Genomic DNA, 24,887 nt, shown 5'->3' with positions numbered 1-24,887 from the left:
CGGCACCACGCACCTGTTGCAGCTGGGTCTTTGCCTGGCTGCCAAGGAGCGGCTCGCCCGATTGAACGGGATCTTTACTGGCCAGGGAACCGCCGGCCCACCGCCCCGGCGCAGGCTTTTATGCGTTGAATCAACGCATTGGACACTGCGCGTTGGCGCGAGCCGTTGATCGTGGCAGGATGGCGAGGTTATCGACCGAGACCCCCAACCATGCCCCAATCCCAAGCCAAGAATCTGTCCCTGATCGCCGCGATCGATCTGGGCTCCAACAGCTTTCACATGGTCGTGGCCAAGGCCCGGAACGGTGAAATCCGCATTCTCGAGCGGCTCGGAGAAAAGGTTCAACTGGCCGCCGGCATCGACGAAGAACGCCAGCTCAACGAAGAATCCATGCAGCGCGGTCTCGACTGCCTCAAGCGCTTCGCCCAACTGATCAACGGCATGCCCCAGGGCACGGTGCGCATCGTCGGCACCAACGCCCTGCGCGAAGCCCGCAACCGCGGCGAGTTCATTCGCCGCGCCGAGGAAATCCTCGGCCACCCGGTGGAAGTCATCTCCGGCCGTGAAGAAGCCCGCCTGATCTACCTCGGGGTGTCCCACACCCTCGCCGACACCCCGGGCAAGCGCCTGGTGGCCGACATCGGCGGCGGCAGTACCGAATTCATCATCGGCCAGCGCTTCGAACCCCTGCTGCGCGAAAGCCTGCAGATGGGCTGCGTAAGCTTCACCCAGCGCTATTTCCGCGATGGCAAGATCACCCCTGCCCGCTATGCCCAGGCCTACACCGCCGCACGCCTGGAGATCATGAGCATCGAACATGCCCTGCATCGCCTGACCTGGGACGAAGCCATCGGCTCGTCCGGAACCATTCGTGCCATTGGCCTGGCCCTCAAGGCCGGCGGCCAGGGTAGCGGCGAGGTCAACGCCGAAGGGCTGGCCTGGCTCAAGCGCAAGCTGTTCAAGCTCGGCGACGCCGAGAAGATCGACTTCGAAGGCATCAAGCCCGACCGCCGGGCGATCTTCCCCGCCGGCCTGGCAATTCTCGAAGCGATCTTCGACGCCCTGGAACTGCAACGCATGGATCACTGCGAAGGCGCCCTGCGTGAAGGCGTGCTCTACGATCTGCTGGGCCGCCATCATCACGAAGACGTCCGTGAACGCACCCTCAGCTCGCTGATGGAGCGCTACCACGTCGACCTGGAACAAGCCTCGCGCGTTGAAGGCAAGGCCCTGCGCGCCTTCGACCAGGTGGCCGCAGACTGGGACCTGGAAGACGGCATCTGGCGCGAACTGCTGGGCTGGGCGGCCAAGGTCCATGAAGTGGGGCTGGACATCGCCCACTATCACTACCACAAGCACGGTGCCTACCTGATCGAGCACTCGGACCTGGCGGGTTTCTCCCGGGAAGACCAGCAGATGCTGGCTCTCCTGGTGCGCGGCCACCGCCGCAACATCCCCAAGGAAAAATTCGCCGAGTTCGGCGACGACGGCATCAAGCTGATCCGGCTGTGCGTGCTGCTGCGTTTCGCCATCCTCTTCCATCACATCCGTGGCACCCAGCAAATGCCTCAGGTGAGCCTCAGCGCCCTGGGCGATCAGCTGGACGTGGAGTTCCCGGAAAACTGGCTGGATGAAAACCAGCTGACCCAGGCCGACTTCGCCCTGGAGGCCGAATGGCTGACCCGGGTGGGCATCGTGCTCAACGTCAACTGACCCTGCCACGGAGCTGCAGGAGCCGGCTTGCCGGCGAAAAGGCCGCTACCCCTTGCATCGCCCTCAGGGGCGCCTTCGCTGGCAAGCCAGCTCCCACAGTTCTTGCAAGCAGCACAAAAAAGGCCAGCCCGGTGATCGGGCTGGCCTTTTTATTATCGGCGACGCCTGACGCGCTTAGCGCACCGGCAGTACCGGGCTGCCAAGGCGCTCCAGCAGGGTTGCCTGCGCACTGCGCGGGTTCTGGTTGCCGGTCGGCGTATTGCGGATATAGCGGCCGTCGGACTGCAGGCTCCAGCTGTGGGTGTTGTCGGTGAGATAGCTCTCCAACTCTTTCTTGACCCGCAGAATCAGCTTCTTGCCTTCCACCGGGAAGCAGGTCTCGACCCGCTTGTCGAGGTTGCGCTCCATCCAGTCGGCGCTGGAAAGGAACATCTGTTCCTCGCCGCCATTGAGGAAGTAGAACACCCGGGTGTGCTCCAGGAAGCGGCCGATGATCGAGCGCACGTGGATGTTGTGCGAGACCCCGGCAATGCCCGGACGCAGGCAGCACATGCCACGCACCACCAGGTCGATGCGCACCCCCGACTGGCTGGCCTTGTACAGCGCACGAATGATCTTCGGATCGGTCAATGAGTTGAACTTGGCGATGATGTGCGCCGGTTTGCCGTCCAGGGCGAACTGAGTCTCCCGGGCGATCATGTCGAGCATGCCCTTCTTCAGGGTGAACGGCGCATGCAGCAACTTCTTCATGCGCAGGGTCTTGCCCATGCCGATCAGCTGGCTGAACAGCTTGCCCACGTCCTCGCACAAGGCATCGTCGGAGGTCAGCAGACTGTAGTCGGTGTACAGACGGGCGTTGGCCGCGTGGTAGTTGCCGGTGCCCAGGTGCGCATAACGCACGATCTCGCCGGCTTCGCGACGCAGGATCAGCATCATCTTGGCGTGGGTCTTGAACCCCACCACGCCGTAGATCACCACCGCACCGGCCGCCTGCAGACGGCTGGCCATCTGCAGGTTGGACTCTTCGTCAAACCGCGCACGCAATTCGATCACCGCGGTGACCTCCTTGCCGTTGCGCGCCGCGTCCACCAGGGCGTCGACGATCTCCGAGTTGGCACCACTGCGGTACAGGGTCTGGCGCACTGCCAGCACATGCGGGTCCTTGGCAGCCTGGCGCAGCAGGTCGACCACCGGGGTGAAGGATTCGAACGGGTGCAGCAGCAGGATGTCCTGCTTGCTGATGACGCTGAAGATGTTCTCGCTGTTCTGCAGCAGCTTGGGGATCTGCGGAGTGAACGGGGTGTATTGCAGCTCCGGGTGGCTGTCCAGGCCGGTGATGCTGAACAGCCGCGTCAGGTTCACCGGGCCGTTGACCTGGTACAGCTCGGTCTCGTGCAGGTTGAACTGCTTGAGCAGGTAGTCCGACAGGTGCTTGGGGCAGGTGTCGGCCACTTCCAGGCGCACCGCGTCACCGTAGCGACGGGAGAACAGCTCGCCGCGCAGCGCACGGGCCAGGTCTTCGACGTCCTCGGTGTCCACTGCCAGGTCGGCGTTTCGGGTCAGGCGGAACTGATAGCAGCCTTTTACCTTCATGCCCTGGAACAGGTCATCGGCGTGGGCGTGGATCATCGACGAGAGGAACACATAGTTGTCGCCAGGGCCGCCGACTTCTTCCGGCACCTTGATGATCCGCGGCAGCAGGCGCGGCGCGGGGATGATCGCCAGGCCCGAATCGCGCCCGAAGGCGTCGATGCCTTCCAGCTCGACGATGAAGTTCAGGCTCTTGTTCACCAGCAATGGGAACGGGTGCGTCGGGTCCAGGCCGATGGGGGTGATGATCGGCGCGATCTCGTCGCGGAAATAGCGGCGAACCCAGGTCTTGAGCTTGGTGGTCCAGTAGCGGCGACGGATGAAACGGATCTGATGTTTTTCCAGTTCCGGCAACAGGATGTCGTTGAGGATCGCGTACTGGCGGTCGACATGCCCGTGCACCAGTTCGCTGATGCGCGCCAGCGCCTGGTGCGGCTGCAGACCGTCGGCACCGGCCTGTTCGCGAGCGAAGGTGATCTGCTTCTTCAGGCCCGCCACGCGGATCTCGAAGAACTCGTCCAGGTTGCTGGAGAAGATCAGCAGGAACTTCAGGCGCTCCAGCAACGGATAGGACTCATCCAGTGCCTGCTCCAGCACGCGGATGTTGAATTGCAGCTGCGACAGCTCGCGGTGGATGTACAGGCTGCTGTCATCCAGGTTGGGAATGACGATGGCCGGTGCCGGTTGCGTCTCGGCCACCGCGGCCGGGGCCACTGGCTCCAGTTCCGGCGGGGTCTCCACCACTTGCTCGACCACCGGCTGAGCTTCTTTTACGGCAACTTCTGAGAGTCCTTCAGTATTCATCGCGTGTTCCTGGGAGGGCTATTTTTGCTCTCGTAACAATTGAGCAGCACGAACGGCAAAGTAAGTCAGGATGCCATCGGCACCTGCACGTTTAAAAGCGGTCAGGGATTCAAGAATAACCCCCTCACCCAACCAACCATTCTGGATTGCTGCCATGTGCATGGCGTATTCGCCGCTGACCTGATAGACAAAGGTCGGCACCTTGAATTCATCTTTGACCCGCCAGAGGATGTCCAGGTACGGCATGCCCGGCTTGACCATGACCATGTCCGCGCCTTCGGCGAGGTCCGCCGCCACTTCATGCAGGGCTTCCTGGCCGTTGGCCGGGTCCATCTGGTACGAGGCCTTGTCGGCCTTGCCCAGGTTCAGCGCCGAGCCCACCGCATCGCGGAAGGGGCCGTAGTAGGCGCTGGCGTACTTGGCCGAGTAAGCCATGATGCGCACGTTGGCATGCCCGGCCAGTTCCAGGGCCTCGCGGATCGCCTGGACCCGCCCGTCCATCATGTCCGACGGTGCCACCACCTGGGCGCCGGCCTCGGCATGGGACAGGGCCTGGCGCACCAGGGCGTCGACGGTGATGTCGTTCTGCACATAACCCTGTTCGTCGAGGATGCCGTCCTGGCCATGGGTGGTGAACGGGTCCAGGGCCACGTCGGTGATGACGCCCAGCGCCGGGAAGCGTTCGCGCAAGGCGCGGGTGGCGCGCTGGGCAATACCTTCAGGGTTCCAGGCCTCGGCCGCATCCAGGGACTTGAGCCCGGCCGGCGTCACCGGGAACAGCGCCAGGGCCGGAATCCCCAGATCGACCCAGAGCGCCGCCTCTTCCAGCAGCAGGTCGATGGTCAGGCGCTCGACCCCGGGCATCGAAGCCACCGCCTCGCGGCGATTCTCACCCTCGAGCACGAACACCGGCAGGATCAGGTCATCCACGCTCAGGCGGTTTTCCCGCACCAGACGGCGGGAAAAGTCATCGCGACGGTTGCGCCGCAGACGAGTGGCTGGAAACAGACGGTTGGCGGGGGTAAAGCTCACGGCGGACTCCAGGGCTCGCGCTGGCGGACGAGCGGGACAGTTATAAGCGGGCATTATGACGAACAGATGACAGTTGTGCTCAAGCTGTTGACCGGCAGCAACACTCATTGTCATTGGCCGGATTGTTCACGTCGAGACACATTTCGATACTTTCCCGAACGTCGTTGAAGGGGTAGGCTGCGCGTTCATTTCGCCAGCATCCAGACAATGCTCCAACAATTTCTTCAGGATTTCGGCTACTTCGCCCTCTTTCTCGGCACGTTTTTCGAAGGCGAAACCATTCTGGTTCTTGCCGGATTTCTCGCGTTCCGCGGATACATGGATATCAACCTGGTGATGGTGGTTGCCTTCTTCGGCAGCTACGCCGGTGACCAGCTGTGGTACTTCCTGGGGCGCAAGCATGGCCGCAAGCTGCTGGCGCGCAAACCGCGCTGGCAAATGATGGGTGACCGGGCGCTGGAGCATATCCGCAAGCACCCGGATATCTGGGTACTGAGCTTTCGCTTCGTCTACGGGCTGCGCACCGTGATGCCGGTGGCCATCGGCCTGTCCGGCTATCCGCCGGGCCGCTACCTGCTGCTCAACGGTATCGGCGCAGCGATCTGGGCCATAGCCCTGGCCCAGGCGGCCTACCATTTCGGCGCAGTCATGGAAGGCATGCTCGGCAGCATCAAGAAGTACGAGCTGTGGGTGCTGGGCGCCCTGCTGGTCCTGGGCTTCGGCCTGTGGCTGCGCCGGCGCTTCAAGAACGCACGCCTGGCCAAGCAGATCTACGAAGCCGAACAGGCCTCCGCCCGGGAACCTAAGACGCCAGCCGAGTAACACGCGAGCCGCAGCAATACAGCCCGCAGACACTCAGCAGGCTGTAGCTGCCCAGCGCCACCCAGGCCAGGGGGCTGGCCGGCCACAGACCGACCAGCGGCGCCAGCCATACCAGGGGCAGATTCAGCAGCAGCCGCGCCCCTTCCAGTTTCAGGCTCCAGGGCCGATCCTCCAGAGCCGCGCCCAGTACGAACAGACCCAAGGCCATCGCGCCCCAGCCCAGCAGCAGTGCCTGGACCGACAGGCTGCTCTGGGCATTCATCAGGTAGCTGCCCAGGGCTACATACACCGCGAACTGCAGCACCACGTACACCTGACGCCGCACATCCAGGGCCACCTCGAATTTGCGAAACTGGCTCAGCTCCGTCTTGGCCAGGGGATAACGGGCCTGCACATCCGCCGGGCGCCAGCCGGTGCGCATGAACCAGATCCGCAGCTTGTCCCGCATATGCTCGGTGCGCCGGGCATCATTCCAGAGCTGGGCATAGAACTGCAGATTGGCCCACAGCGGGTTCCAACTGGCCAGCGGGGTCGTCACGCCGAACACCACGGGCTCGTTGTCGTCCTCTTCCTGGTAGGTGCCGAACAGCCGGTCCCAGAGAATGAACACCCCGCCGTAGTTGCGATCCATATAAAGAGCGTTCTGCGCGTGATGGGCCCGGTGATTGGAGGGAGTCACGAAGAACCATTCGTACCAGCCCAGCTTGCCGATGTGCCGGGTATGCACCCAGAACTGATACAGCAGATTGAGGGCTGCCACCGTGACGAACACCACCAGCGGCACCCCGAGTACCGCCAGGGGCAGGTAGAAGATCCAGCTCAACAGGAAGCCGGTGCTGGTCTGGCGCAGAGCCGTGGAGAGGTTGTAGTCCTCGCTCTGGTGATGCACCGAGTGAGCGGCCCAGAGGATATTGCGTTCATGACCGCAGCGATGCAGCCAGTAGTAGCAGAAGTCGTACAGGACAAAGGCCCCGATCCACACCCAGAGGCTGTGCGCCGACAGCTCGAACAGCCCCCAGTGCTGGAGGGCGAAGGTATAAGTGACCAGGCCCAGCCCCTTGGTCAGCAGGCCCGTGGTGGTGGACAACACGCCGGTGCTGATGCTATTGACCGCATCGGCAACCCGGTAGTTATTCACTCCCCGCCAGCGATCGGCCAACAATTCAGCAACAATCAACACAAAGAAAAACGGCACCGCATAGAGGATGAGGTTCATGGCACGACCCGATCGATATCGATAACCAAGATTAGGTCCGGCAACTCCATCCCCCTATGGCCAGGTGTGACAAACAGGCGGACATTTAGCGCCATGAATCTGGAGAAAAACCCATGAGCAAAAAAGTTGCAGTGATCCTTTCCGGTTGCGGCGTGTTCGACGGCGCCGAAATCCACGAAAGCGTGATCACCCTGCTGCGCCTCGACCAACGCGGCGCCCAGGTGCAGTGCTTCGCCCCGAACATCCCCCAGATGCATGTGCTCAACCACCTGACCGGCGAAACCATGACCGAGACCCGCAACGTGCTGGTGGAATCGGCGCGCATCGCCCGGGGTGAGGTCAAGGACCTGCGCGAAGCCCGCGTCGAAGACTTCGATGCGCTGATCATTCCCGGTGGCTTCGGGGCAGCCAAGAACCTCTCCAGCTTCGCCACCGAAGGCGCTGCCTGCACAGTCCAGGCCGACGTCCTGGCCCTGGCCGAAGCCTTTGCCGAAGCCGGCAAGCCGGTGGGCCTGATGTGCATCGCCCCGGCCATGGCCGCGAAGATCTACGGCCCCGGCGTGACCTGCACCATCGGCAACGATGCCGACACCGCAGCCGCCCTGGGCAAGATGGGCGCCACCCACGCCGAATGCGCAGTGGGCGAGATCATCGAAGACAAGGCGCGCAAACTGGTGAGCACCCCCGCCTACATGCTGGCGAAATCCATCAGCGAAGCGGCCTCGGGCATCAACAAGCTGGTGGACCGGGTGCTGGAGCTGACCCACGAAGGCGACAAGTGAGCCTCTAGCGAGCGCCCCTCAGGCCTGGCGCGCCAAGCGCGTCAGGATGCGGTCCAGGGCGTTGGCGAAGGCCTGTTTTTCCCGGTCGCCATAGGGCGCTTGCCCACCACTGACCTGCCCCTGTTCACGCAGGTCGGTAAACAGGTTGCGCACCGCCAGGCGCTCGCCCATGTTCTGTGCGTCGAACTCCTTGCCCCGCGGGTCCAGGGCCGCCACGCCCTTTTTCACCAGGCGGTCGGCCAGCGGCACGTCACTGCAGATCACCAGTTCACCGGGCACTGCGTGCTCCACCAGGTAATCGTCGGCGGCATCCAGGCCGCTGGGCACCACGATCAGCCTGACGCAGGCGAAGGCCGGCTTGATCTGCGCCTGTCCGGCCACCAGCACCACTTCAAACTGGCGCTTCAGGGCGAAGCGCACTACTTGATCCTTGGCCGCCTTGGGGCAGGCATCGGCATCGATCCAGACACGCATTGAATGTTCTCCCTCCAGAATGCAGAACGGGCAAGCCGCCCCTTCAGGAGCGGGCTTGCCCGCAATCAACTACGCCGGCTCAGGAAGCCTGCACGCGGCGCTTCTCACTCATGCGGCTGCGGCTGTAGAGCACCACGATCGCCAGGATCGCCACCGCCTGGGCACCCAGCGAGTAGGCGTCGGCATGAATACCCAGCCAGTCGAAGTCGAAGAACGGCACTGGCCGCGTACCGAAGATACCCGCTTCCTGCAACGCCTTGACGCCGTGCCCGGCGAACACCACCGACAAGGCGCAGAGCAGTGCCGCGTTGATGCCGAAGAACAGCGCCAGGGGCAGCTTGGCCGAGCCCCGCAGGATCACCCAGGCCAGCCCCACCAGCAGCACCAGGGCGGTGGCGCCACCGGCCAGTACCGCGTTGTGCCCGGCAGGGCCGGCCTGCAGCCACAGGGTTTCGTAGAACAGAATCACTTCGAACAGCTCGCGATAGACCGAGAAGAACGCCAGCACCGCAAAGCCGAAACGCCCGCCGCCGCCCACCAGGCTGCTCTTGATGTAGTCCTGCCAGGCCGCCGCATGCCGGCGGTCATGCATCCACACCCCGAGCCACAGCACCATGACACTGGCGAACAGCGCGGTAGCGCCTTCGAGCAGTTCACGCTGGGAACCGCTGACATCGATCACGTAGGCCGCCAAGGCCCAGGTACCCAGGCCGGCCAGCAAGGCCAGGCCCCAGCCGACGTTGACACTGCGCACCGCCGATTGCTGGCCGGTGTTACGCAGGAAGGCGAGGATGGCCGCCAGCACCAGGATCGCTTCCAGGCCTTCGCGCAGCAGGATCAGCAGGCCGGAAATAAAGCTCAGAGACCAGCTCAGGCTGTCGCCGCCCAGAAGCTCGGCGGACTCCTTGAGTTTGGCCTTGGCCGCGTCCAGACGCTGTTCGGCCTGGGCCACCGGCAAACCGTCCTGCAACGACTGCCGGTAGGCCATCAGGGCCTTTTCGGTGTCTTTGCGGACGTTGGCATCGACGTTGTCCAGGGAGCTTTCTACCAGCTCGAAACCTTCCAGGTACGCCGCTACCGACAGATCGTAGGCCTGTTCGTGATCACCGCTGCGATAGGCCGCCAGGCTCTTGTCCAGGGTCGATGCGGTGTAGTCCAGCAACTGCGCCGGCCCCCGCTTGACCTGAGGCGGCTGGGCACGCTGGGCACGGAAAGTCGCGGCTGCCTGCGGTCCCTGGGCGGCCAGTACTTCACCCGGTGTCTGCCGGGCCAGGTCGGCCAGATTGAAGCTCTGCTCGCCCTTGGCGGCCGCAGGGTCGGCGCTGAAACTGGCGATGTAGGTGGCCAGGTCCCAACGCTGGCGATCATCCAGTTGATCAGCGAAGGACGGCATGTCGGTGCCTTCCACGCCCAACCCCAGGGTGTTGTAGATGGCATACAGGCTCAGGCGGTCGAGACGTTCGACATCCCGCAGGTTGGCCGGTGGCGGGGTCATGCCCACGCCCGCCGGACCATCGCCGGCGCCCTGCTCGCCATGGCATACCGAGCAGTGCTGGGCGTACAACGGCGCGCCACGGGTCGGATCCGGGGTGATGATCGGCGCCTGGCTGACCTCATAGGCTACCGCCAGCCGGGCCCCCATCTGCCGCGCCTGGCGAGCTACCTGATTGCCATCGACGCGGTCATCCACCGCTTTGCGCAGGCTGACAACGCCTTGCTCCAGTTCAGCCTTTTCCGGTTTGGCCGGCAGATCGGCGATCAACCCCTGCAGGACGCCGAGAAACTCCACCTGCTCACGGTACTCGGACTCGTCAATGACCTTGCCCCCCTCGACCGTGGCGGGATAGTCCGCGCCAATGTAATCCAGCAGATGCAGGGCCTTGGGCGCGCCGTCGACGGTATCGGCCAGCAGGTTGAAGCTGAAAAGCGCCAGCACCGGCAACACTAGCAACGCCAGTAAACGGGAAGGGGCAATCATGAATAAATCTCAAAGGGAAATAAGAAGTAACATATTGTTCCCTCCCAACGAGTTTCACTCAAGGCTTATCAGCCCCGCTGAAACATCTTCGCTCACAGGCCACCAGCCTCACGCCCAGCTAGCACCCGCTCCCCTGCGTGCGCAAAGTGTCCAAGCCCCTGGGCGAAGACGTCACCCGGCAGTTGGGTCGTGACAGCTGCGAGCAACCGCGCCAAGCGCCGATGCGCAACAACCAGCCGCCGGACACGGCGCCAGTGACCCTGCGCTAAACCGCACGCAAACGAAAAAGGCGACCCGGTGGGTCGCCTTTTCTTGTTCCTGCAAACCTAGGCCGCCGCTTTGCGGATAGTTGCCAGAAAACCCGCGGCGCCGAGGAACAGGCCGGCGAAGGTGCGGTTCATCCGCCGCTGCTGGACCGGGGTGCGCAACAGGCGCAGGACCTTGGACGCCAGCCCCGTATAGCCGGCCATGACGATCAGGTCGACCACGATCATGGTGGCGCCGAGAATCAGGTACTGCTTGACCAGGGGGGCATGGGGATCGATGAACTGCGGCAACACCGCCAGCATGAACACCAGCGCCTTGGGGTTGCTGATGTTTACCAGGAAACCGCGAAACACCAGGGCCAGGGGCTTGCCGATGGGGCGAATGGCGGCGTCATCACTGAGGTCGCTGGGCAGCGCGCGCCACTGCTTGACCGCCAGGTACACCAGGTAGGCCACACCGAACCACTTGATGGCATAGAAGGCCGTGGCAGAGGCCGCGAGAATGGCCCCGACACCGGCCGCGACAATGGCAATCTGCATGGCCAGGCCCAGTTGCAGCCCCAGGGCGTTCCAGTAGCCGCGCCAGAAACCGTATTGCAGGCCGCAGGACATCGACGCAATGGCGCCGGCGCCCGGGGAAAGACTGATTACCCAACTGGCGGCAAAGAACGCCAGCCATGTCTCAAGCACCATCGCACACCTCGGATCGAATTGGTCGTGACTGCCTAAGCTAATCCTCCGCTTGGCGGCTGACCATATTTTTTTCGCCCAAAGGTGATGCAACGGCTACAGAGGAAGGGGTTACTTTTCGCCGCTGCCCACGGGCAGCACATCAGTGCCACGCCAGCGGCGCACCGAGCGCTGGAAGAACAGGCTGTTGGGCACCTGGACCATGGCGCTGCCGGTGCCGGCTTCCTCGGCTTCGATCAGGGTGGTGTACAGCAGGTTGATCGCCACGACCCGGCCCTTGACCCCAGGCTTGTCGACGGTGTCCACCAGCTCCACCACGTCACCCAGGCGGAACGGGCCAACCGTGAAGATCAGGATCGCGCAGAGCAGGTTGGAGAGCACGCTCCACATGGCGAAGAAGGCCACCGCCGCCACGGCGACGAAGCCTGAAAGGGCGGTCCACAGCACCGTGGCGGAAACCCCCAGGCGCTCCAGCACGAAGATCACCGCGCTGCCCATGATCAGCCAGCGCAGGCCGCCCCGCAGGGGCATCAGCAACTGCGGCGGGAACGGGTAGCGCTCGCCCAGGCGGGTCAGGCCACGAGCCACGAAGCGCTGGGCCAGGTAGCCCGCCAGGAGGATCAGCAGGATCTGCACGCCAATCCACAACGGGCCGATCCACTGGGCCGGCAACGGTAATTGCAGCGCCTCCATCAGGACAGCGCCTCCAGCTCGGCCTGCATGCTTTCCAGCAGTTCCAGGGCCTCCATCCAGGCTTCTTCCAGCTCGGACTCACGGGTCTTGAGCTTGGCCTGCTCGGCCAGCAGATCCCGCAACTCATCCTTGCGCGCAGCCTCGTACAAACCGCTGTCGCCCAGGCTGGCCTCGATCTTGGCCAGGCGCTCATGCACCTTGCCCAACTCGGCTTCCAGCTTGTCGGCCTCGCGCTTGTGCGGTGCCAGTTGCTGACGCAACGCCGCGGCGGCCTGGCGCTGGGCCTTCTTGTCGGTCTTGTCCGGGTTCACCGGCGTGTTGCTGACCGGGGCATTGCGCTGGCGGTAATCCACCAGCCAACGGGTGTAGTCGTCCAGGTCGCCGTCGAACTCTTCGACCTTGCCGTCGGCCACCAGGAAGAAGTTGTCGGTGGTGCTCTTGAGCAGATGGCGATCGTGGGAGACCACCAGCACCGCACCACTGAACTCTTGCAGGGCCATGGTCAGGGCCAGGCGCATCTCCAGGTCCAGGTGGTTGGTGGGTTCGTCGAGCAGCAGCAGATTGGGCCGCTCCCAGGCGATCAGCGCCAGGGCCAAACGGGCTTTTTCACCGCCGGAGAAGTTCAGCACCGGCTCGTCGATCCGTGCGCCGCGGAAGTCGAAGCCGCCGAGGAAGTCGCGCAGGGTCTGCTCGCGCTCGGTGGGCGCCAGGCGCTGCAGATGCAGCAAGGGGCTGGCCTTGGAGTCCAGGGAATCGAGCTGATGCTGGGCGAAGTAACCGACAACGGTGTTCTCGCCCCGGGTCAGGCGCCCGGACAGCGGCTGGAGTTCGCCGGAGAGGTTCTTGATCAGGGTCGACTTGCCGGCGCCGTTGGGCCCCAGCAGGCCGATCCGCGCGCCCGGAGTCAGCTGCAGCTTGACCTTCTCCAGGACCGCACGCTCGCCATAGCCCAGGCGGGCATCGGAGAGGTCGATCAGCGGGCTGGAGATCTTCGTCGACTCACGGAAGGTGAAATCGAAGGGCGAATCGACGTGGGCCGCCGACAGCTCCTCCATGCGTTCCAGGGCCTTGATCCGGCTCTGTGCCTGCCGGGCCTTGGTGGCCTGGGCCTTGAAGCGGGCGATGTAGCTTTCCATGTGCGCGCGCTGCGCCTGCTGCTTCTCGTAGGCTTGCTGCTGCTGGGCCAGACGCTCGGCACGGGCGCGTTCGAAGGCGCTGTAGCCACCGCGATAGAGGGTGATCTTGCGCTGGTCGACGTGGGCCACGTGATCGACCACGGCATCGAGGAAGTCCCGGTCGTGGGAGATCAGGAGCAAGGTGCCGGGGTAACCCTTGAGCCACTCTTCGAGCCAGATGATGGCGTCGAGATCCAAGTGGTTGGTAGGTTCGTCGAGCAGCAGCAGGTCCGAGGGACACATCAGCGCCTGCGCCAGGTTCAGGCGCATCCGCCAGCCCCCGGAGAAGTCGCCGACCTGACGGTCCATCTGCTCGTTGGTGAAACCCAGGCCAGCCAGCAGCTTGCGCGCCCGCGCATCGGCGGTGTAACCGTCGGCGCTGTCCAGCTCGGCATGCAAGCGCGCTTGCGCGGCGCCGTCCTGGGCCGCTTCTGCAGCGGCCAGGTCACGCTGCACCTGGCGCAGGCGCAAGTCGCCGTCGAGCACATAGTCCACCGCCAGGCGCTCGAGGGTATCGACCTCCTGGCGCATGTGGGCGATGCGCCAGTCGGCCGGCAGGAAGCAGTCACCCGAGTCCGGGTGCAGCTCACCGCGCAGCAAGGCAAAGAGGCTGGATTTGCCGGCGCCGTTGGCACCGATCAGGCCGGCTTTCTGGCCGGCGTGCAGGGTTAGCTCGGCGTCTTCTAGCAGACGTTGCGGGCCACGCTGTAAAGTCAGGTTCTGAAGTCGAATCATAATGGCGGCGGAGTCTACCAGCTTCGTTAGCAACTGGCGCGAGTAGCAATATGTCCCCTGACCTGTGGAGCTTTGCCCTGAAGACTTACGCCCTGCCCGGTGTGCAGGAGGCCTGCCTGCAACTGCAGGATGGCGGGGCCAATGTCTGTCTGTTGCTCTGTGGCGCCTGGCTTGGCCAAAGGGGGGTCGACTGCGATAAACAGCGCCTGCAAGCGCTCGAAGAGTTGGCTGCGCCCTGGTATCAGGAGGTGGTCGAACCCCTGCGCAAACTGCGGATTGAGTGGCGAGCCGCCGCGGCCAGCGACGTGCAACTGAGCACCTTGCGCGAACAACTCAAGGCCCTGGAACTGGATGCCGAACGGCAGTTGCTGCTGCGTCTGCAGGAAGGGGCACGAAAGTGGCCCGAAGCTCAGGCCCGGAGCCTGAATGACTGGCTGGAAGGACTGGCGGCCGAAGCCGCCGTCCGGAACCGCAATGCGCTGCAGGTACTGCGCATCGCGGTGGCCGGCGCTTAGGAAGCGCTGGAAGGGTTGCTGGCTGGAGCCGACGCAGGAACAGCGGGTGCACTTGCAGCTGGTGCCGGCGAGGCAGCCGGAGCAGGAGTTGCAGGCTTGGCCGCTGCGGGCGCGGGAGCTGCAGGTTTGGCAACTGGAGCAGTTGGCTTGGCTACAGCAGGCTTGGCGGCTGCGGGCTTGGCGGCTGCGGGCTTGGCAGCAGGCTTTTTCGCGGCCGGCTTGGCAGCGGGTTTTGCTGCGGGTTTGGCGGCAGCAGGCTTGGCGGCAGGCTTGGCCGCCGATGCCGCGGCTGGCTTGGCAGCTGCAGGTTTGCTCGCGGGTTTGGCCGGAGCTTTTGTAGCGGCGGGTTTCGCTGCTGGTTTAGCGGCCGGTTTGGCGGCAGCCGGTTTAGCCGCAGCGGTCTTGGTGGCAGCAGGTTTCGCTGCTGGCTTGGCGGCTACGGGCTTAGCGGCAGGTTTAGCAGCTGGCTTGGCCGCAGCGGCTTTGGTCGCAGGCTTCGCAGCGGGCTTGGCGGCTGGCTTGGCAGCTACCGGTTTGGCAGCCGCCGCTTTGCCGGCCACAGGCTTGGCCGCTGGTTTGGCAGCAGGCTTGACGGCTGCGGTTTTGGCCGCGGCGGGCTTGGCTGCACTGGCAGCAACAGGTTTTTTCGCCGCCGGCTTGGCAACAGCTTTGGCCGGTGCCTTGGCAGCAGGCTTGGCCGCTGGTTTTTTAGCTGCTACCGCTGCCGGCTTGGCATCACGAGAGCTCAATGCCTTGCCTACCGCTTCCTTCACACGACCCACGCCTTGAGCCAGTTTCAGGCTCTCCTGGGCATCGCGCTTGAGTTGCAGAATGTAGCTGCGGGTTTGTGCCTGACGCTCTTTCAGGGCGTCCAGCAAGTCTTCGAGTTCCTTGACCGCGGTCTTCGCCTTGGCTTGTGCCTTGGCCTTGCCGGCCGCCGCAGCGTCCTGCAGTTTGGTGCGCGATTTGTGCAGTTTTTCCTGCGCCTTGCCCCGTTGTTTTTCCAGCTTGGCGAGCAGTTTTTCAGCATCAGCCAAGGCTTGGGAACAAGCGTTTTCCAAATGTTCGAGCAAGCTGCCCGACAGCTGTTGGAGCAAATGCAACGGAGTATTTACAGGCTTCTTATTGGCCGACATGGTTTACCTCCTGGCTGACGTGAGTTGCGGCTCATACTAGACCTCTGCTGCTACCGCCGCTAGGGCATGTTGACAGTATCGAAAGCCTGGCGTTGCAGCCGAACGAAAATGTTCTTCGCCCCCATCGAAGTTGCTCACCAACGAGCGCTTTGTCGCTGGCATAATCCACCGCAACTCAGGCCGGAGAGTGCCCATGTCGCGTTACCTGTTTTTATCCTTGAGCCTGTTCTTGCCACTGGCTCAGGCGGCTGCCGAAGCACCATCCAACAACGCTCACGATCTTGCCTACAGCCTGGGGGCAAGCCTCGGTGAGCGCCTGCGCGATGAGGTGCCCGACCTGCAGATCCAGGCCCTGGTCGAAGGCTTGAGGGCCGCCTATCAAGGCAAGCCTCTGGCGCTGAAAAGCGAACGCATCGAACAGATCCTTGCCGAGCACGACGCACAGATCAGCGAACAGTCGGCCAAGTCTCAGACAGAGATCGCGCTGAAAAACGAACAGCGCTTTCTCGATGAAGAAAAGGCCAAGCCCGGGGTCCGCCAACTGGCAGACGGCATCCTGCTGACCGAGTTGAGCCCTGGCAGCGGCAACAAGGCCAGCCCCAACGGCTCGGTCCAGGTGCGCTACACCGGGCGCCTGCCAGACGGCACCGTGTTCGATCAGACCCAGCAGCCGCAATGGTTCCGCCTCGACAGCGTGATCGCCGGCTGGCGTAGCGCACTGTCGCAGATGCCCACTGGAGCCCGGTGGCGCCTGGTAATCCCGTCGAACCAGGCCTATGGCACCGAAGGCGCCGGGGACCTGATCGCGCCCTACACCCCACTGGTGTTCGACATCGAATTGCTCGGTGTCGCTGGCTGAAGCACCACAACGAAAAACGGCACGCCGAGGCGTGCCGTTTTTCCTGGTAGGTTCCTGTGCTCAGGCCTGAGCCACAGCTTCCTGCTTGTGGGCGTTGTGCAGCACTTCGATCAGGCAGTCTTCCAGCTCGAAGCGTTCATGCAGCAGGCCACCGAGTTCCTTGAACTTCTGCGCCACGCACTGGCCGGCGTCGCACAGGTCATTGAACGCCAGGAGCTTTTCGGTGATCACGTCGATGCGTGGGTAGAGGGTGTCGGCCAACTCCAGCCCGCGCTTGTCGCCAAACGCCTTGGCTTCGCTGGTCAGCTGTTCGTAGATTTCAAAATGGCCGGCGGAGACGTAGTCCACCAGGATCCCGCAGAATTCCTGCAGCGGCTTCTTGCTCTCACTCAGTGCCTCGGGCTCCGCGCCCAACGCATCATAGGCTCGAACCAGTTCGTGACGCTCCTGCAACCAGCGGTCGATCAGCAGATGCACTCCACCCCAGCGTTCCTGAGCATTCTGACAACTTTCGAGCATGGTGATCTCTCTTCCCTTATGGGTCATGCCGCTTGCCCGCCGCTCCTTTCTGGAGACTCTGGATCCGGTCAGGCACAACAGCATCGAGCAACATAATTCCAGTGACAGGTGCGGGCCAGATTATGCCCGCTCGACTACAGCATCAAGGTACGCAGGAGATAAAGTTCATACAAGCGTTTAATCCCCGCCCTCCTGCCAAACACTGACTCAGGGCAACGCCACGGCCTTGCGCGCGCCCCGTAGCTGACGCCACAGGCGGTAGCCGCTAAAGATCAGCATGATCACGAAAAACAGCAGGCTCCACTCCGGCAAGCTCATGTCCAGCAGGGTCCAGGTGACCTCAGCGCAATCGGAGGTGCCCATGAAAGTCAGCTTCAACGCCTGCCACCAGGACAACTGGCGGAGCATGAAGGACATGTCCGGCAGGCAGGCCAGCAACTGTTCGGAAGGAATGTTCTGCAACAGCACATGGCGTCCCGCGGTGACCACCCCCAGCAGGCCCAACAGCAGGTTGAGCCCCCAGTAGACCGCCCGCCCCACGCGCCCTGGCCCCTGGATCACGGCCAGCAGATTGACCCCACCCAATGCCAGCAACAGCAGGCGCTGCACGCCCCACAGCGAACAGGACTCGAGGCCGCCACCCGTTTGCAGGTTGAACGCCGCCCACGAGGCCAAAGCCCCCACCAGGAACACCAGGGAGAACAGCAAGCGGGAGCCGGCCAGCGACATGAGATATCCGTAACGGGAGAAACAGGCAGCCACGGTAGAGAAAGCGCTCGCTGCTTTCAAGAAGCGCTATGTCGCAACCGATCGACAACAGCGCCGCAGGTACAGCAGCAAAAGGGCCGGTTGCCTGAAACAGGCAACCGGCCCCGGGACACCTCAGGCCCGCACCGGGACCGGCAGCGGTGAGGCCAGCAGGCGCTCATCGAGCATGCCCAGACCTTCCTGGAACAGCTGGTTACTGCGTTCGGTATCCCCCAGTTGAGCCAGCAGGCGCGCCAGTTCCGCACAGGCTTCGGGGTTGCGTTGCAAGCGCAGGCTGCTTTCCAGATAGTCCCGGGCCTTGCCCCACAAGCTGTTCTGCAGGCACAGGCGGCCCAGGGTCAGCAGCAGGCTCGGATCGTCCGCATGCTCCTTCAGCCAGTGCTCGGCGGTCTGCAACTGGCGCGACGGATCGCTGCCACGCACCAGGCCATAGAGCCGTGCCAGGTGGCTTTCGTACTTACGCTTGATTGCCGTGCGCAGGGCCTCTTCCGCCTCGGCCCCCGCGCCCAGTTGACGCAGTTGTTCGGCATAGGCCAGCACCAACTGCGGCTCCTGGCGCTGTGCCGAGGTCAACTGTTGCCAGGCACGATTGAGAGATTGCAGGCCGGCAACCTCATCTTCTTCATGACGCGCGGCCAGGGACAGGTTTTCACCCCAGGCCCGACGTTCCAGTTCCTGCAGTTCGCTGGCCGGCAGCGCCTTGTCCTTGCGCAACTCGGGCAACAGACGGATCAGGGCCGACCAGTCGCCACGCTGCTGATGCAGGCGCTGCAACTGGCGCAGCACCTGGACACTATGGGGATGGCGCTCATGCATGGCCTGCAGGGTGCTCAGGGCTCCCTCGGTATCGCCGCGATCCGTCTGCAGTTGGGCGTGGCTCAGGGCCACGGCCAGCTCTGCCTGGGGCTGGCGGGTCAGCGCCCGCTCCAGCAACCGGTCGCATTCTTCATAGTGGCCCTGCTCGTTGGCCGCCCGGGCAGCGCCGAGGTAGTAGAGCAGCGGCTGGCGCTCGGCCTCGGCGGCACGCTGCAGGTGCTTTTGCGCGCTGGCCCAGCGCCCTTCGGCGAGGTCCATCTGGCCCTGCTCGATGGCGATCTGCACCCGGCGGCTGCGATTGCGCCGTGACCAGGGATTGACTACACCACCGGACACCATCACCAACTCGATCAGCAGCTTGATGCCCCAGACCACCAGCCAGACCAGCGCCACCAGGGCCAGGGTTGCCCACAGGCTCGATTCGTAACGGAAGTTGCTGTAGGCGATCAGTACGTACCCGGGATGCTCGGCAATGGCCAGACCCAGCAGGCCGATGGCCGCAATGACCAGCAGGACGATCACATAGGTACGCTTCATGGGCTCGTCTCCTGGGCGTTGTTCGCCGCAGGTTTGGCCAGAGGCTTGACCGACTCTTCGACATTCAGGTTACGCCGCTCCAGGTAGGCCTGGACCGTACTCAAGGTCTTGGCCAGGTCCGGGGTGACGACCGTCACCGGCTGCTTGCTCAGCTCGGCCAGGCGCTCGAGCATGATCTTGCTTTGCGGGTTGTCCTGATTGAAGTTGCCGGTGAGCACGTCGCGGGCTTCGGTCAACGCCTGGGTATAGACCGCGGCCTGGCCGTTCAGGGCAGCCCACTGCGCCTGCTCCAGCGCCAGGCTCAGGGCCAGGCGCACTTGGGTCAGGCCCTGACCGGCCAGCAAGGGACGGATGTTCTTGTCGGCGTTGAAGTCGATGCGGAAATAGCGCGAGATCTGATCCCACCACTGGGCCCAGCGGCTGGCGCCGTCACCATCGGCTGTCAGGCCGAGCAGCGATTCACCGCGGTCCTTGTACTCCGGAGCCACGGCGCTCAGTTCCAGCACCTGGTCACGCAAAGCCCCCAGTTGCAGGAACAGCCCGGTGCGGTCCGGCTGCTCGGTGCTGCGCAGGGCCGCCAGACTCTTGGCCAACTGCTCGCGGGCTGCGAAGGCTCCCGGATCGTTTTGTTCCCGCAGGATATCGTCGGCGCCCTGGACCAGGGCCCTAGCGCTGCTGATGTCCTGCAGCGCCGAAAGACGCAGGCTGGCCAGGCGCAACAGGTGCTCGGCTTCCGCCAGGCGCCAGTCCTTGCGGCTGGCGCCCAGTACTGTTTCCAGGCGCTGGTTCAGGCGCTGCTGGTCACCCTGCAACTGGGCCACCAGACGCCGCCGGTCTTCCAGCTCATCGGCCGCGGGCAGTTGTTCCAGGCGTTCGCTCAAGCGCTGTTCGCTGAGCTTGAGACTCTGGGCCTGATCCCCCAGGGCCTGCAACTGACTGAACTGCTGCTGGTTATTGGCTTGCAGGTGGCGCACCTGCCAGATCCCCCAGCCACCAACGGCGACGCCCGCCGCCCCCAGCAGCAGGGCCAGAATTGCCAACCCGTTGCCACGACGCTCAACGGTTGGTTTCGTGGGTTCAGCAGGTGTCTCGGGCACCGGCTGGGCTTCATCTTTAGGCAAGGCTGTTTCGCTCACGTATCCATCCTTTGCGTTTAGAGAACGGGCACGGGTTGCTCCCGTAACGCCGTTAGCAAAGCCGCGGCACTGGCGCCGCGACAATCCACAACTTTTTCCGCCCCTGCGGCGTGCGCCATGTCGGCGACCCGGGGGCTTGGAACAAACAACGGCATCTTCGCCAGTTGCGGCCAGGCGGGCCCCGCCAGCTGCCGCAAGTGGCTGAAACCTTGTCCACTGCTGACCACCAGCCCGTTCAAGCGTTCCACTTCAATCCGCTGGAGCAACGCGCCTTCGGCGTAGTGCGGCAGGCAGCGGCGGTAGAGTTCCAGATAATCGACACTAGCACCTAGGGCGCGCAAGCGCTCAGAGAGCAGCTCGCGCCCCCCCTCCCCGCGCACGATCAACACCCGTGGATCAGGCCGGCGGATAGCCTCGCGCAATTGGGGAAGTTCAAGCAAGGCTTCACTGTCATCGCCCTGCTGGGGATAGGCCACTGGCAAGCCGGCATCCGCAAGGATCTGCGCGGTAGCGGCGCCTACGGTGAACCAGGCCTGGTCTGGTGGTTGCGGCCAATACTGGCGCAACAGCTCCAGGCCAAGATGCGCCGCCGGCTTGCTGACCACAATCACCGCACAGTACTGGTCGAATGCCAGCAGGGTAGCCCGCTGCGAGTCACTGACCGGCAACGCCTGGATTTCCAGCAATGGCAGGCTGCTGCTCAAAATCTCGGACTGCGCCAGGATCGCCGCCAGCGCGGCGCAGTCCTCGGCCGGCCGGGTCAGCAGCAGGCGCCAGCCAGTCACTCCTCGCCCGCCTCGCCGTAGACCGCGCGCAGAATGTCATCGGCGCCCTGGGCCAGCAGGGCATCCGCCACTTGCACACCCAGCTCGGCGGCCGATGCGCGAGGGCCACGAGCTTCGGCGCTGAGCAGCAGGCCGCCGCTAGGCTCGCCCACCAGGCCGCGCAACCAGATCTGCTCGCCTTCCAGCACCGCATAGCAGGCAATCGGCACCTGGCAACCACCGTTGAGGTGCTTGTTCAGTGCGCGCTCGGCGGTTACCCGGCTGGCCGTGTCGGCGTGATGCAGGGGGCCCAGCAAGGCGTGGATTTCAGTATCGGCACTGCGGCACTCGATGCCGACGGCGCCCTGGCCACCGGCGGGCAGGCTGTCGTCGACACTGATGGAGGAACTGATGCGATCCTCGAATCCGAGGCGGATCAGACCGGCGGCCGCGAGGATGATGGCGTCGTATTCGCCAGCGTCCAGCTTGGCCAGACGGGTATTGACGTTGCCCCGCAGAAAACGGATCTGCAGGTCGGGGCGACGGGTCAGTAACTGAGCCTGACGGCGCAGGCTGGAGGTGCCCACCACGCTGCCTTCAGGCAACTCGTCGAGGCTGGCGTAGGTGTTGGAAACAAAGGCATCACGCGGGTCTTCGCGCTCGCAGATGCAGAACAGACCCAGGCCTTCCGGGAAGTCCATGGGCACGTCTTTCATCGAGTGCACGGCGATATCGGCCTGGTTTTCCAGCAGCGCGGTTTCCAGTTCCTTGACGAACAGACCCTTGCCACCGATTTTCGACAAGGGCGAGTCCAATAGTTTGTCGCCGCGGCTAACCATGGGCACCAGGGTCACGACAAGACCCGGATGGGCGTCTTGCAGACGGGCTTTGACGTATTCGGCCTGCCACAAGGCCAGAGCACTTTTGCGGGTAGCGATGCGGATTTCGCGAGAGGACATGGATCAATCCGTACTGAATAGATACGGCAGATAATAACAGCTCAACCAAATCAGCTTTGACTTGTATCAGAAACCTAGCCTCCTCCCGACGCCAGGCTTCACCCATTGCAGGGGTCAAACCCTGGCCTAGAGCTGTTGCATCATCTTGCGCACGCCCGCCACATGCCGCCGGCTGACAATCAGCGCATCGCCATTGAGGCCCTTGAGGTACAACTGGAAGTGCCCCAACGGTGTGCGCTGCAGACGCTCGATACGCTCGCGGGCCACCAGCGCATTGCGGTGGATACGCACAAAGCGGTCGCCGAATTCATCTTCCAGAGCCTTCAGGGGCTCATCCAGAAGCACCTCGCCGCCCTCGTGGCGCAGGGTCACGTATTTATGGTCGGCGATGAAATACACCACCTGAGCCAGTGGGATGAGCTCGATGCCTTTGCGCGTACGGGCGCTGATATGGCTGCGCGGGCCGTTACCGCTTTCGGCCGCGGGCCGGGTCAGTGCCGCCAGTTGTACACGGTTGGGCTTTTCGGCCTTTTTCAAGGCCTCCAGCAACAGCTCGGAGCGCACTGGCTTGACCAGGTGGACGACGCCGCTGGCCTCGAAGGCCTCCAGGGCGAATTCGTCCGGCGCAGCGCAGAACACCAGCGCCGGAGGCGTCTCGCGCTCGCACAGCTTGCCGGCGACCTGCAGACCGTCCAGCCCTGGCATGCGGACGTCGAGCAAGACGATATCCGGCTTCAGGCTGTCGATCAGGCTCAACGCCTCTTCGCCATTGGTGGCGCTAGGCTCCAGGACACTGTATCCCTCGAGCTCACTGACCATCCGGCTCAGGCGCTCGCGGGCTAGGGGTTCGTCATCAACGATCAGGACATTCATATTGCGCTGGATTCCTGCGTGAGTCTCGCACAAGGATAGCGTAGACAGGTGGAGTGACGTCCGTCACCGCGATCCACGCTAAGACTAGTGCGAAGGCCAAAAAGTGCCGCAAGTCGGGCACCAATATTTGCCCGTGCCTGCCCGATACCGCTCAAGGTCGGCTGATGCGCGACGACGTCGCAGGGAATGCTGGTATTCAACACAAAGCCCCCCTCGTGATTGTGGTCGCCGCCCACCCTGCCCGCACCCGTCTCGTTTGGTGGACGGATTGCCTGGCCCTGTGCGGTGTGAACTTGCTGGAGGGGCCCACTGCGAACACGCGAGGGGTGTTACGCAATTGTGCCGGTCCTCCTGTCCAACTGTAGACGGTTGCCAAGACGATATTGCTCAATCGATAAATATCGTTTGACCGATATCACCTTCCGCACTCAAGGCGCTCACCTCGCAAGAAGCACCTACGACTGCGCCGACCTCAGTCTCTGCGCCCCCGAGGCCGGCGACAAGCCGCCCAGGTGTCCGGCGCAGAAAAAAGCTGCCGACCAGCGCCAGCGACAGCCCGGGCAACCCTGTTATTATCGGCGCCTGTTTTTCACGCCATCTTCCTTCAGCAGATCACGAGCGAATTCATGAGCACTGACAAGACCAATCAGTCCTGGGGCGGCCGCTTCAGTGAACCCGTCGACGCCTTCGTCGCCCGCTTCACCGCCTCTGTCACTTTCGACCAGCGCCTGTATCGCCATGACATCATGGGCTCCATCGCCCACGCCACCATGCTGGCCAAGGTCGGCGTGCTCACCGATGCCGAGCGCGACAGCATCATCGACGGCCTGAAGACCATCCAGGGCGAGATCGAGGCTGGCCATTTCGACTGGCGCGTGGACCTCGAAGACGTGCACATGAACATCGAAGCGCGCCTGACCGACCGCATCGGCATCACCGGCAAGAAACTGCACACCGGCCGCAGCCGCAACGACCAGGTGGCCACCGACATCCGCCTGTGGCTGCGGGACGAGATCGACCTGATCCTCGGTGAAATCACCCGCCTGCAAAAAGGCCTGCTGGAGCTGGCCGAGCGTGAAGCCGAGAGCATCATGCCGGGCTTCACCCACTTGCAGACCGCCCAACCGGTGACCTTCGGCCACCACATGCTGGCCTGGTTCGAGATGCTCAGCCGTGACTACGAGCGCCTGGTGGACTGCCGCAAGCGCACCAACCGCATGCCCCTGGGCAGCGCCGCGCTGGCCGGCACCACCTACCCGATCGACCGCGAGCTGACCTGCCAGTTGCTGGGCTTCGAAGCCGTGGGCGGCAACTCCCTGGACAGCGTTTCGGACCGGGACTTCGCCATTGAATTCTGCGCCGCTGCCAGCGTGGCGATGATGCACCTGTCGCGGTTTTCCGAAGAGCTGGTGCTGTGGACCAGCGCGCAATTCCAGTTCATCGACCTGCCGGACCGCTTTTGCACCGGCAGCTCGATCATGCCGCAAAAGAAAAACCCCGACGTGCCGGAACTGGTACGGGGCAAGAGCGGCCGGGTATTCGGTGCGCTGATGGGCCTATTGACCCTGATGAAAGGCCAGCCCCTGGCCTACAACAAGGACAACCAGGAAGACAAGGAACCACTGTTCGACGCCGCCGATACCCTGCGCGATTCGCTGCGGGCCTTCGCCGATATGATCCCGGCCATCAAGCCCAAGCACGCCATCATGCGCGAGGCGGCCCTGCGCGGTTTTTCCACCGCCACCGACCTGGCGGACTACCTGGTACGCCGTGGCCTCCCGTTCCGCGACTGTCACGAAATCGTCGGCCATGCGGTGAAGTACGGCGTGGAAACCGGCAAGGACCTGGCGGAAATGAGCCTGGAAGAGCTGCGCAAGTTCAGCGACCAGATCGAACAGGACGTGTTCGCCGTGCTGACCCTGGAAGGCTCGGTGAATGCCCGTAACCACATCGGCGGCACCGCACCGGCCCAGGTCCGGGCGGCAGTGGCCCGCGGCCAGGCCCTGCTGGCCAGCCGCTAAGCCCTTGCGAGCCT

General features: G+C 63.8%; 23 protein-coding genes. 7 read left to right on the top strand and 16 right to left on the bottom strand.

From position 1 onward, the window contains the following. The first annotated feature begins 210 nt into the window (after nt 1-210). On the top strand, nt 211-1,713 hold the full coding sequence (ppx, locus tag AC07R1_RS12380; protein ID WP_011064157.1) for an exopolyphosphatase: 1,503 nt from the start codon (nt 211-213) through the stop codon (nt 1,711-1,713). A gap of 174 nt (nt 1,714-1,887) precedes the next feature. Here ppx and ppk1 read toward each other — a convergent pair whose 3' ends face one another. Continuing rightward, nucleotides 1,888-4,107: a polyphosphate kinase 1 gene (ppk1, locus tag AC07R1_RS12375; protein WP_015637439.1), complete on the bottom strand. Its 2,220-nt coding sequence runs from the start codon at nt 4,105-4,107 to the stop codon at nt 1,888-1,890. A gap of 18 nt (nt 4,108-4,125) precedes the next feature. Further along, nucleotides 4,126-5,139, bottom strand: coding sequence for a porphobilinogen synthase (gene hemB, locus AC07R1_RS12370; protein ID WP_220223431.1), 1,014 nt, complete (start codon nt 5,137-5,139; stop codon nt 4,126-4,128). Nucleotides 5,140-5,346: 207 nt separating this feature from the next. On the opposite strand from hemB, the gene AC07R1_RS12365 reads away from it, so the two are divergent. After that, nucleotides 5,347-5,961: a DedA family protein gene (locus tag AC07R1_RS12365; RefSeq protein WP_011064160.1), complete on the top strand. Its 615-nt coding sequence runs from the start codon at nt 5,347-5,349 to the stop codon at nt 5,959-5,961. Here the strand turns inward: AC07R1_RS12365 and AC07R1_RS12360 are convergent. Beyond that, nucleotides 5,942-7,177 (bottom strand): sterol desaturase family protein, encoded by a 1,236-nt coding sequence (locus tag AC07R1_RS12360; protein WP_495110566.1) that lies wholly within the window; start codon nt 7,175-7,177, stop codon nt 5,942-5,944. The two genes, AC07R1_RS12365 and AC07R1_RS12360, sit on opposite strands and share 20 nt — an antisense overlap. A gap of 113 nt (nt 7,178-7,290) precedes the next feature. On the opposite strand from AC07R1_RS12360, the gene elbB reads away from it, so the two are divergent. Beyond that, nucleotides 7,291-7,959 (top strand): isoprenoid biosynthesis glyoxalase ElbB, encoded by a 669-nt coding sequence (gene elbB, locus AC07R1_RS12355; protein WP_495110565.1) that lies wholly within the window; start codon nt 7,291-7,293, stop codon nt 7,957-7,959. A gap of 18 nt (nt 7,960-7,977) precedes the next feature. Here the strand turns inward: elbB and AC07R1_RS12350 are convergent, their stop codons facing one another. Continuing rightward, on the bottom strand, nt 7,978-8,433 hold the full coding sequence (locus tag AC07R1_RS12350) for a YaiI/YqxD family protein (protein WP_220223433.1): 456 nt from the start codon (nt 8,431-8,433) through the stop codon (nt 7,978-7,980). Between the two features lie 79 nt (nt 8,434-8,512). After that, nucleotides 8,513-10,411, bottom strand: coding sequence for a cytochrome c/FTR1 family iron permease (locus AC07R1_RS12345; protein ID WP_011064163.1), 1,899 nt, complete (start codon nt 10,409-10,411; stop codon nt 8,513-8,515). 146 nt (nt 10,412-10,557) lie between these two features. Between AC07R1_RS12345 and AC07R1_RS12340 the strand changes: the two genes are divergently transcribed. Further along, a complete protein-coding gene (locus AC07R1_RS12340; protein ID WP_370505706.1) occupies nt 10,558-10,680 on the top strand; it encodes a hypothetical protein in 123 nt (40 codons plus the stop codon). Between the two features lie 57 nt (nt 10,681-10,737). Here the strand turns inward: AC07R1_RS12340 and AC07R1_RS12335 are convergent, their stop codons facing one another. The 3 genes from AC07R1_RS12335 to AC07R1_RS12325 all read right to left on the bottom strand — a co-directional run bounded on the left by AC07R1_RS12335 (nt 10,738) and on the right by AC07R1_RS12325 (nt 13,970). Then, a complete protein-coding gene (locus AC07R1_RS12335; RefSeq protein ID WP_011064164.1) occupies nt 10,738-11,370 on the bottom strand; it encodes a LysE family transporter in 633 nt (210 codons plus the stop codon). 108 nt (nt 11,371-11,478) lie between these two features. Beyond that, nucleotides 11,479-12,060, bottom strand: coding sequence for a mechanosensitive ion channel family protein (locus AC07R1_RS12330; protein WP_011064165.1), 582 nt, complete (start codon nt 12,058-12,060; stop codon nt 11,479-11,481). Next, complete coding sequence (locus tag AC07R1_RS12325) at nt 12,060-13,970, bottom strand: ATP-binding cassette domain-containing protein (protein WP_011064166.1); 1,911 nt, start codon at nt 13,968-13,970, stop codon at nt 12,060-12,062. Before AC07R1_RS12325 ends, AC07R1_RS12330 begins: the two co-directional genes overlap by 1 nt. A 50-nt stretch (nt 13,971-14,020) precedes the next feature. Between AC07R1_RS12325 and AC07R1_RS12320 the strand changes: the two genes are divergently transcribed. Next, complete coding sequence (locus tag AC07R1_RS12320; protein ID WP_011064167.1) at nt 14,021-14,485, top strand: TIGR02444 family protein; 465 nt, start codon at nt 14,021-14,023, stop codon at nt 14,483-14,485. Here AC07R1_RS12320 and AC07R1_RS12315 read toward each other — a convergent pair. Then, nucleotides 14,482-15,621 carry an AlgP family protein gene (locus tag AC07R1_RS12315; RefSeq protein ID WP_495110564.1) on the bottom strand — a complete coding sequence of 380 codons (1,140 nt, stop codon included), beginning with the start codon at nt 15,619-15,621 and terminating at the stop codon, nt 14,482-14,484. The genes AC07R1_RS12320 and AC07R1_RS12315 overlap by 4 nt on opposite strands. Before the next feature lie 193 nt (nt 15,622-15,814). Here AC07R1_RS12315 and AC07R1_RS12310 point away from each other — a divergent pair, with 193 nt between their 5' ends. Beyond that, the gene (locus tag AC07R1_RS12310; protein ID WP_015637447.1) at nt 15,815-16,480 is read left to right on the top strand and encodes an FKBP-type peptidyl-prolyl cis-trans isomerase; all 666 of its coding nucleotides are present in this window, start codon (nt 15,815-15,817) and stop codon (nt 16,478-16,480) included. Between the two features lie 60 nt (nt 16,481-16,540). Here the strand turns inward: AC07R1_RS12310 and AC07R1_RS12305 are convergent, their stop codons facing one another. From AC07R1_RS12305 to AC07R1_RS12275, 7 genes are all read right to left on the bottom strand, one after another. Beyond that, a complete protein-coding gene (locus AC07R1_RS12305) occupies nt 16,541-16,999 on the bottom strand; it encodes an Rsd/AlgQ family anti-sigma factor (RefSeq protein ID WP_011064170.1) in 459 nt (152 codons plus the stop codon). A gap of 207 nt (nt 17,000-17,206) precedes the next feature. Continuing rightward, entirely contained in the window at nt 17,207-17,728 is a 522-nt protein-coding gene (locus AC07R1_RS12300) for a disulfide bond formation protein B (RefSeq protein ID WP_053160388.1), read from the bottom strand. 153 nt (nt 17,729-17,881) lie between these two features. After that, a complete protein-coding gene (locus AC07R1_RS12295; protein WP_065365044.1) occupies nt 17,882-19,120 on the bottom strand; it encodes a heme biosynthesis protein HemY in 1,239 nt (412 codons plus the stop codon). Then, a complete protein-coding gene (locus tag AC07R1_RS12290) occupies nt 19,117-20,256 on the bottom strand; it encodes a uroporphyrinogen-III C-methyltransferase (protein WP_011064173.1) in 1,140 nt (379 codons plus the stop codon). Before AC07R1_RS12290 ends, AC07R1_RS12295 begins: the two co-directional genes overlap by 4 nt. A gap of 17 nt (nt 20,257-20,273) precedes the next feature. Beyond that, the gene (locus AC07R1_RS12285; RefSeq protein ID WP_011064174.1) at nt 20,274-21,041 is read right to left on the bottom strand and encodes a uroporphyrinogen-III synthase; all 768 of its coding nucleotides are present in this window, start codon (nt 21,039-21,041) and stop codon (nt 20,274-20,276) included. Beyond that, nucleotides 21,038-21,979: a hydroxymethylbilane synthase gene (gene hemC / locus AC07R1_RS12280; RefSeq protein ID WP_495110563.1), complete on the bottom strand. Its 942-nt coding sequence runs from the start codon at nt 21,977-21,979 to the stop codon at nt 21,038-21,040. Before hemC ends, AC07R1_RS12285 begins: the two co-directional genes overlap by 4 nt. A gap of 126 nt (nt 21,980-22,105) precedes the next feature. Continuing rightward, nucleotides 22,106-22,852 (bottom strand): LytR/AlgR family response regulator transcription factor, encoded by a 747-nt coding sequence (locus tag AC07R1_RS12275; RefSeq protein ID WP_072451848.1) that lies wholly within the window; start codon nt 22,850-22,852, stop codon nt 22,106-22,108. A 626-nt stretch (nt 22,853-23,478) separates the two neighbouring features. Between AC07R1_RS12275 and argH the strand changes: the two genes are divergently transcribed. Then, entirely contained in the window at nt 23,479-24,873 is a 1,395-nt protein-coding gene (gene argH, locus AC07R1_RS12270) for an argininosuccinate lyase (RefSeq protein WP_041120368.1), read from the top strand. Nucleotides 24,874-24,887: the final 14 nt, after the last annotated feature.

This window comes from Pseudomonas sp. GW821-FHT07F01 (assembly GCF_059418825.1).
Note: the sequence above shows the minus strand (reverse complement) of the source record. Positions and strands in the feature narration are given on the sequence as shown.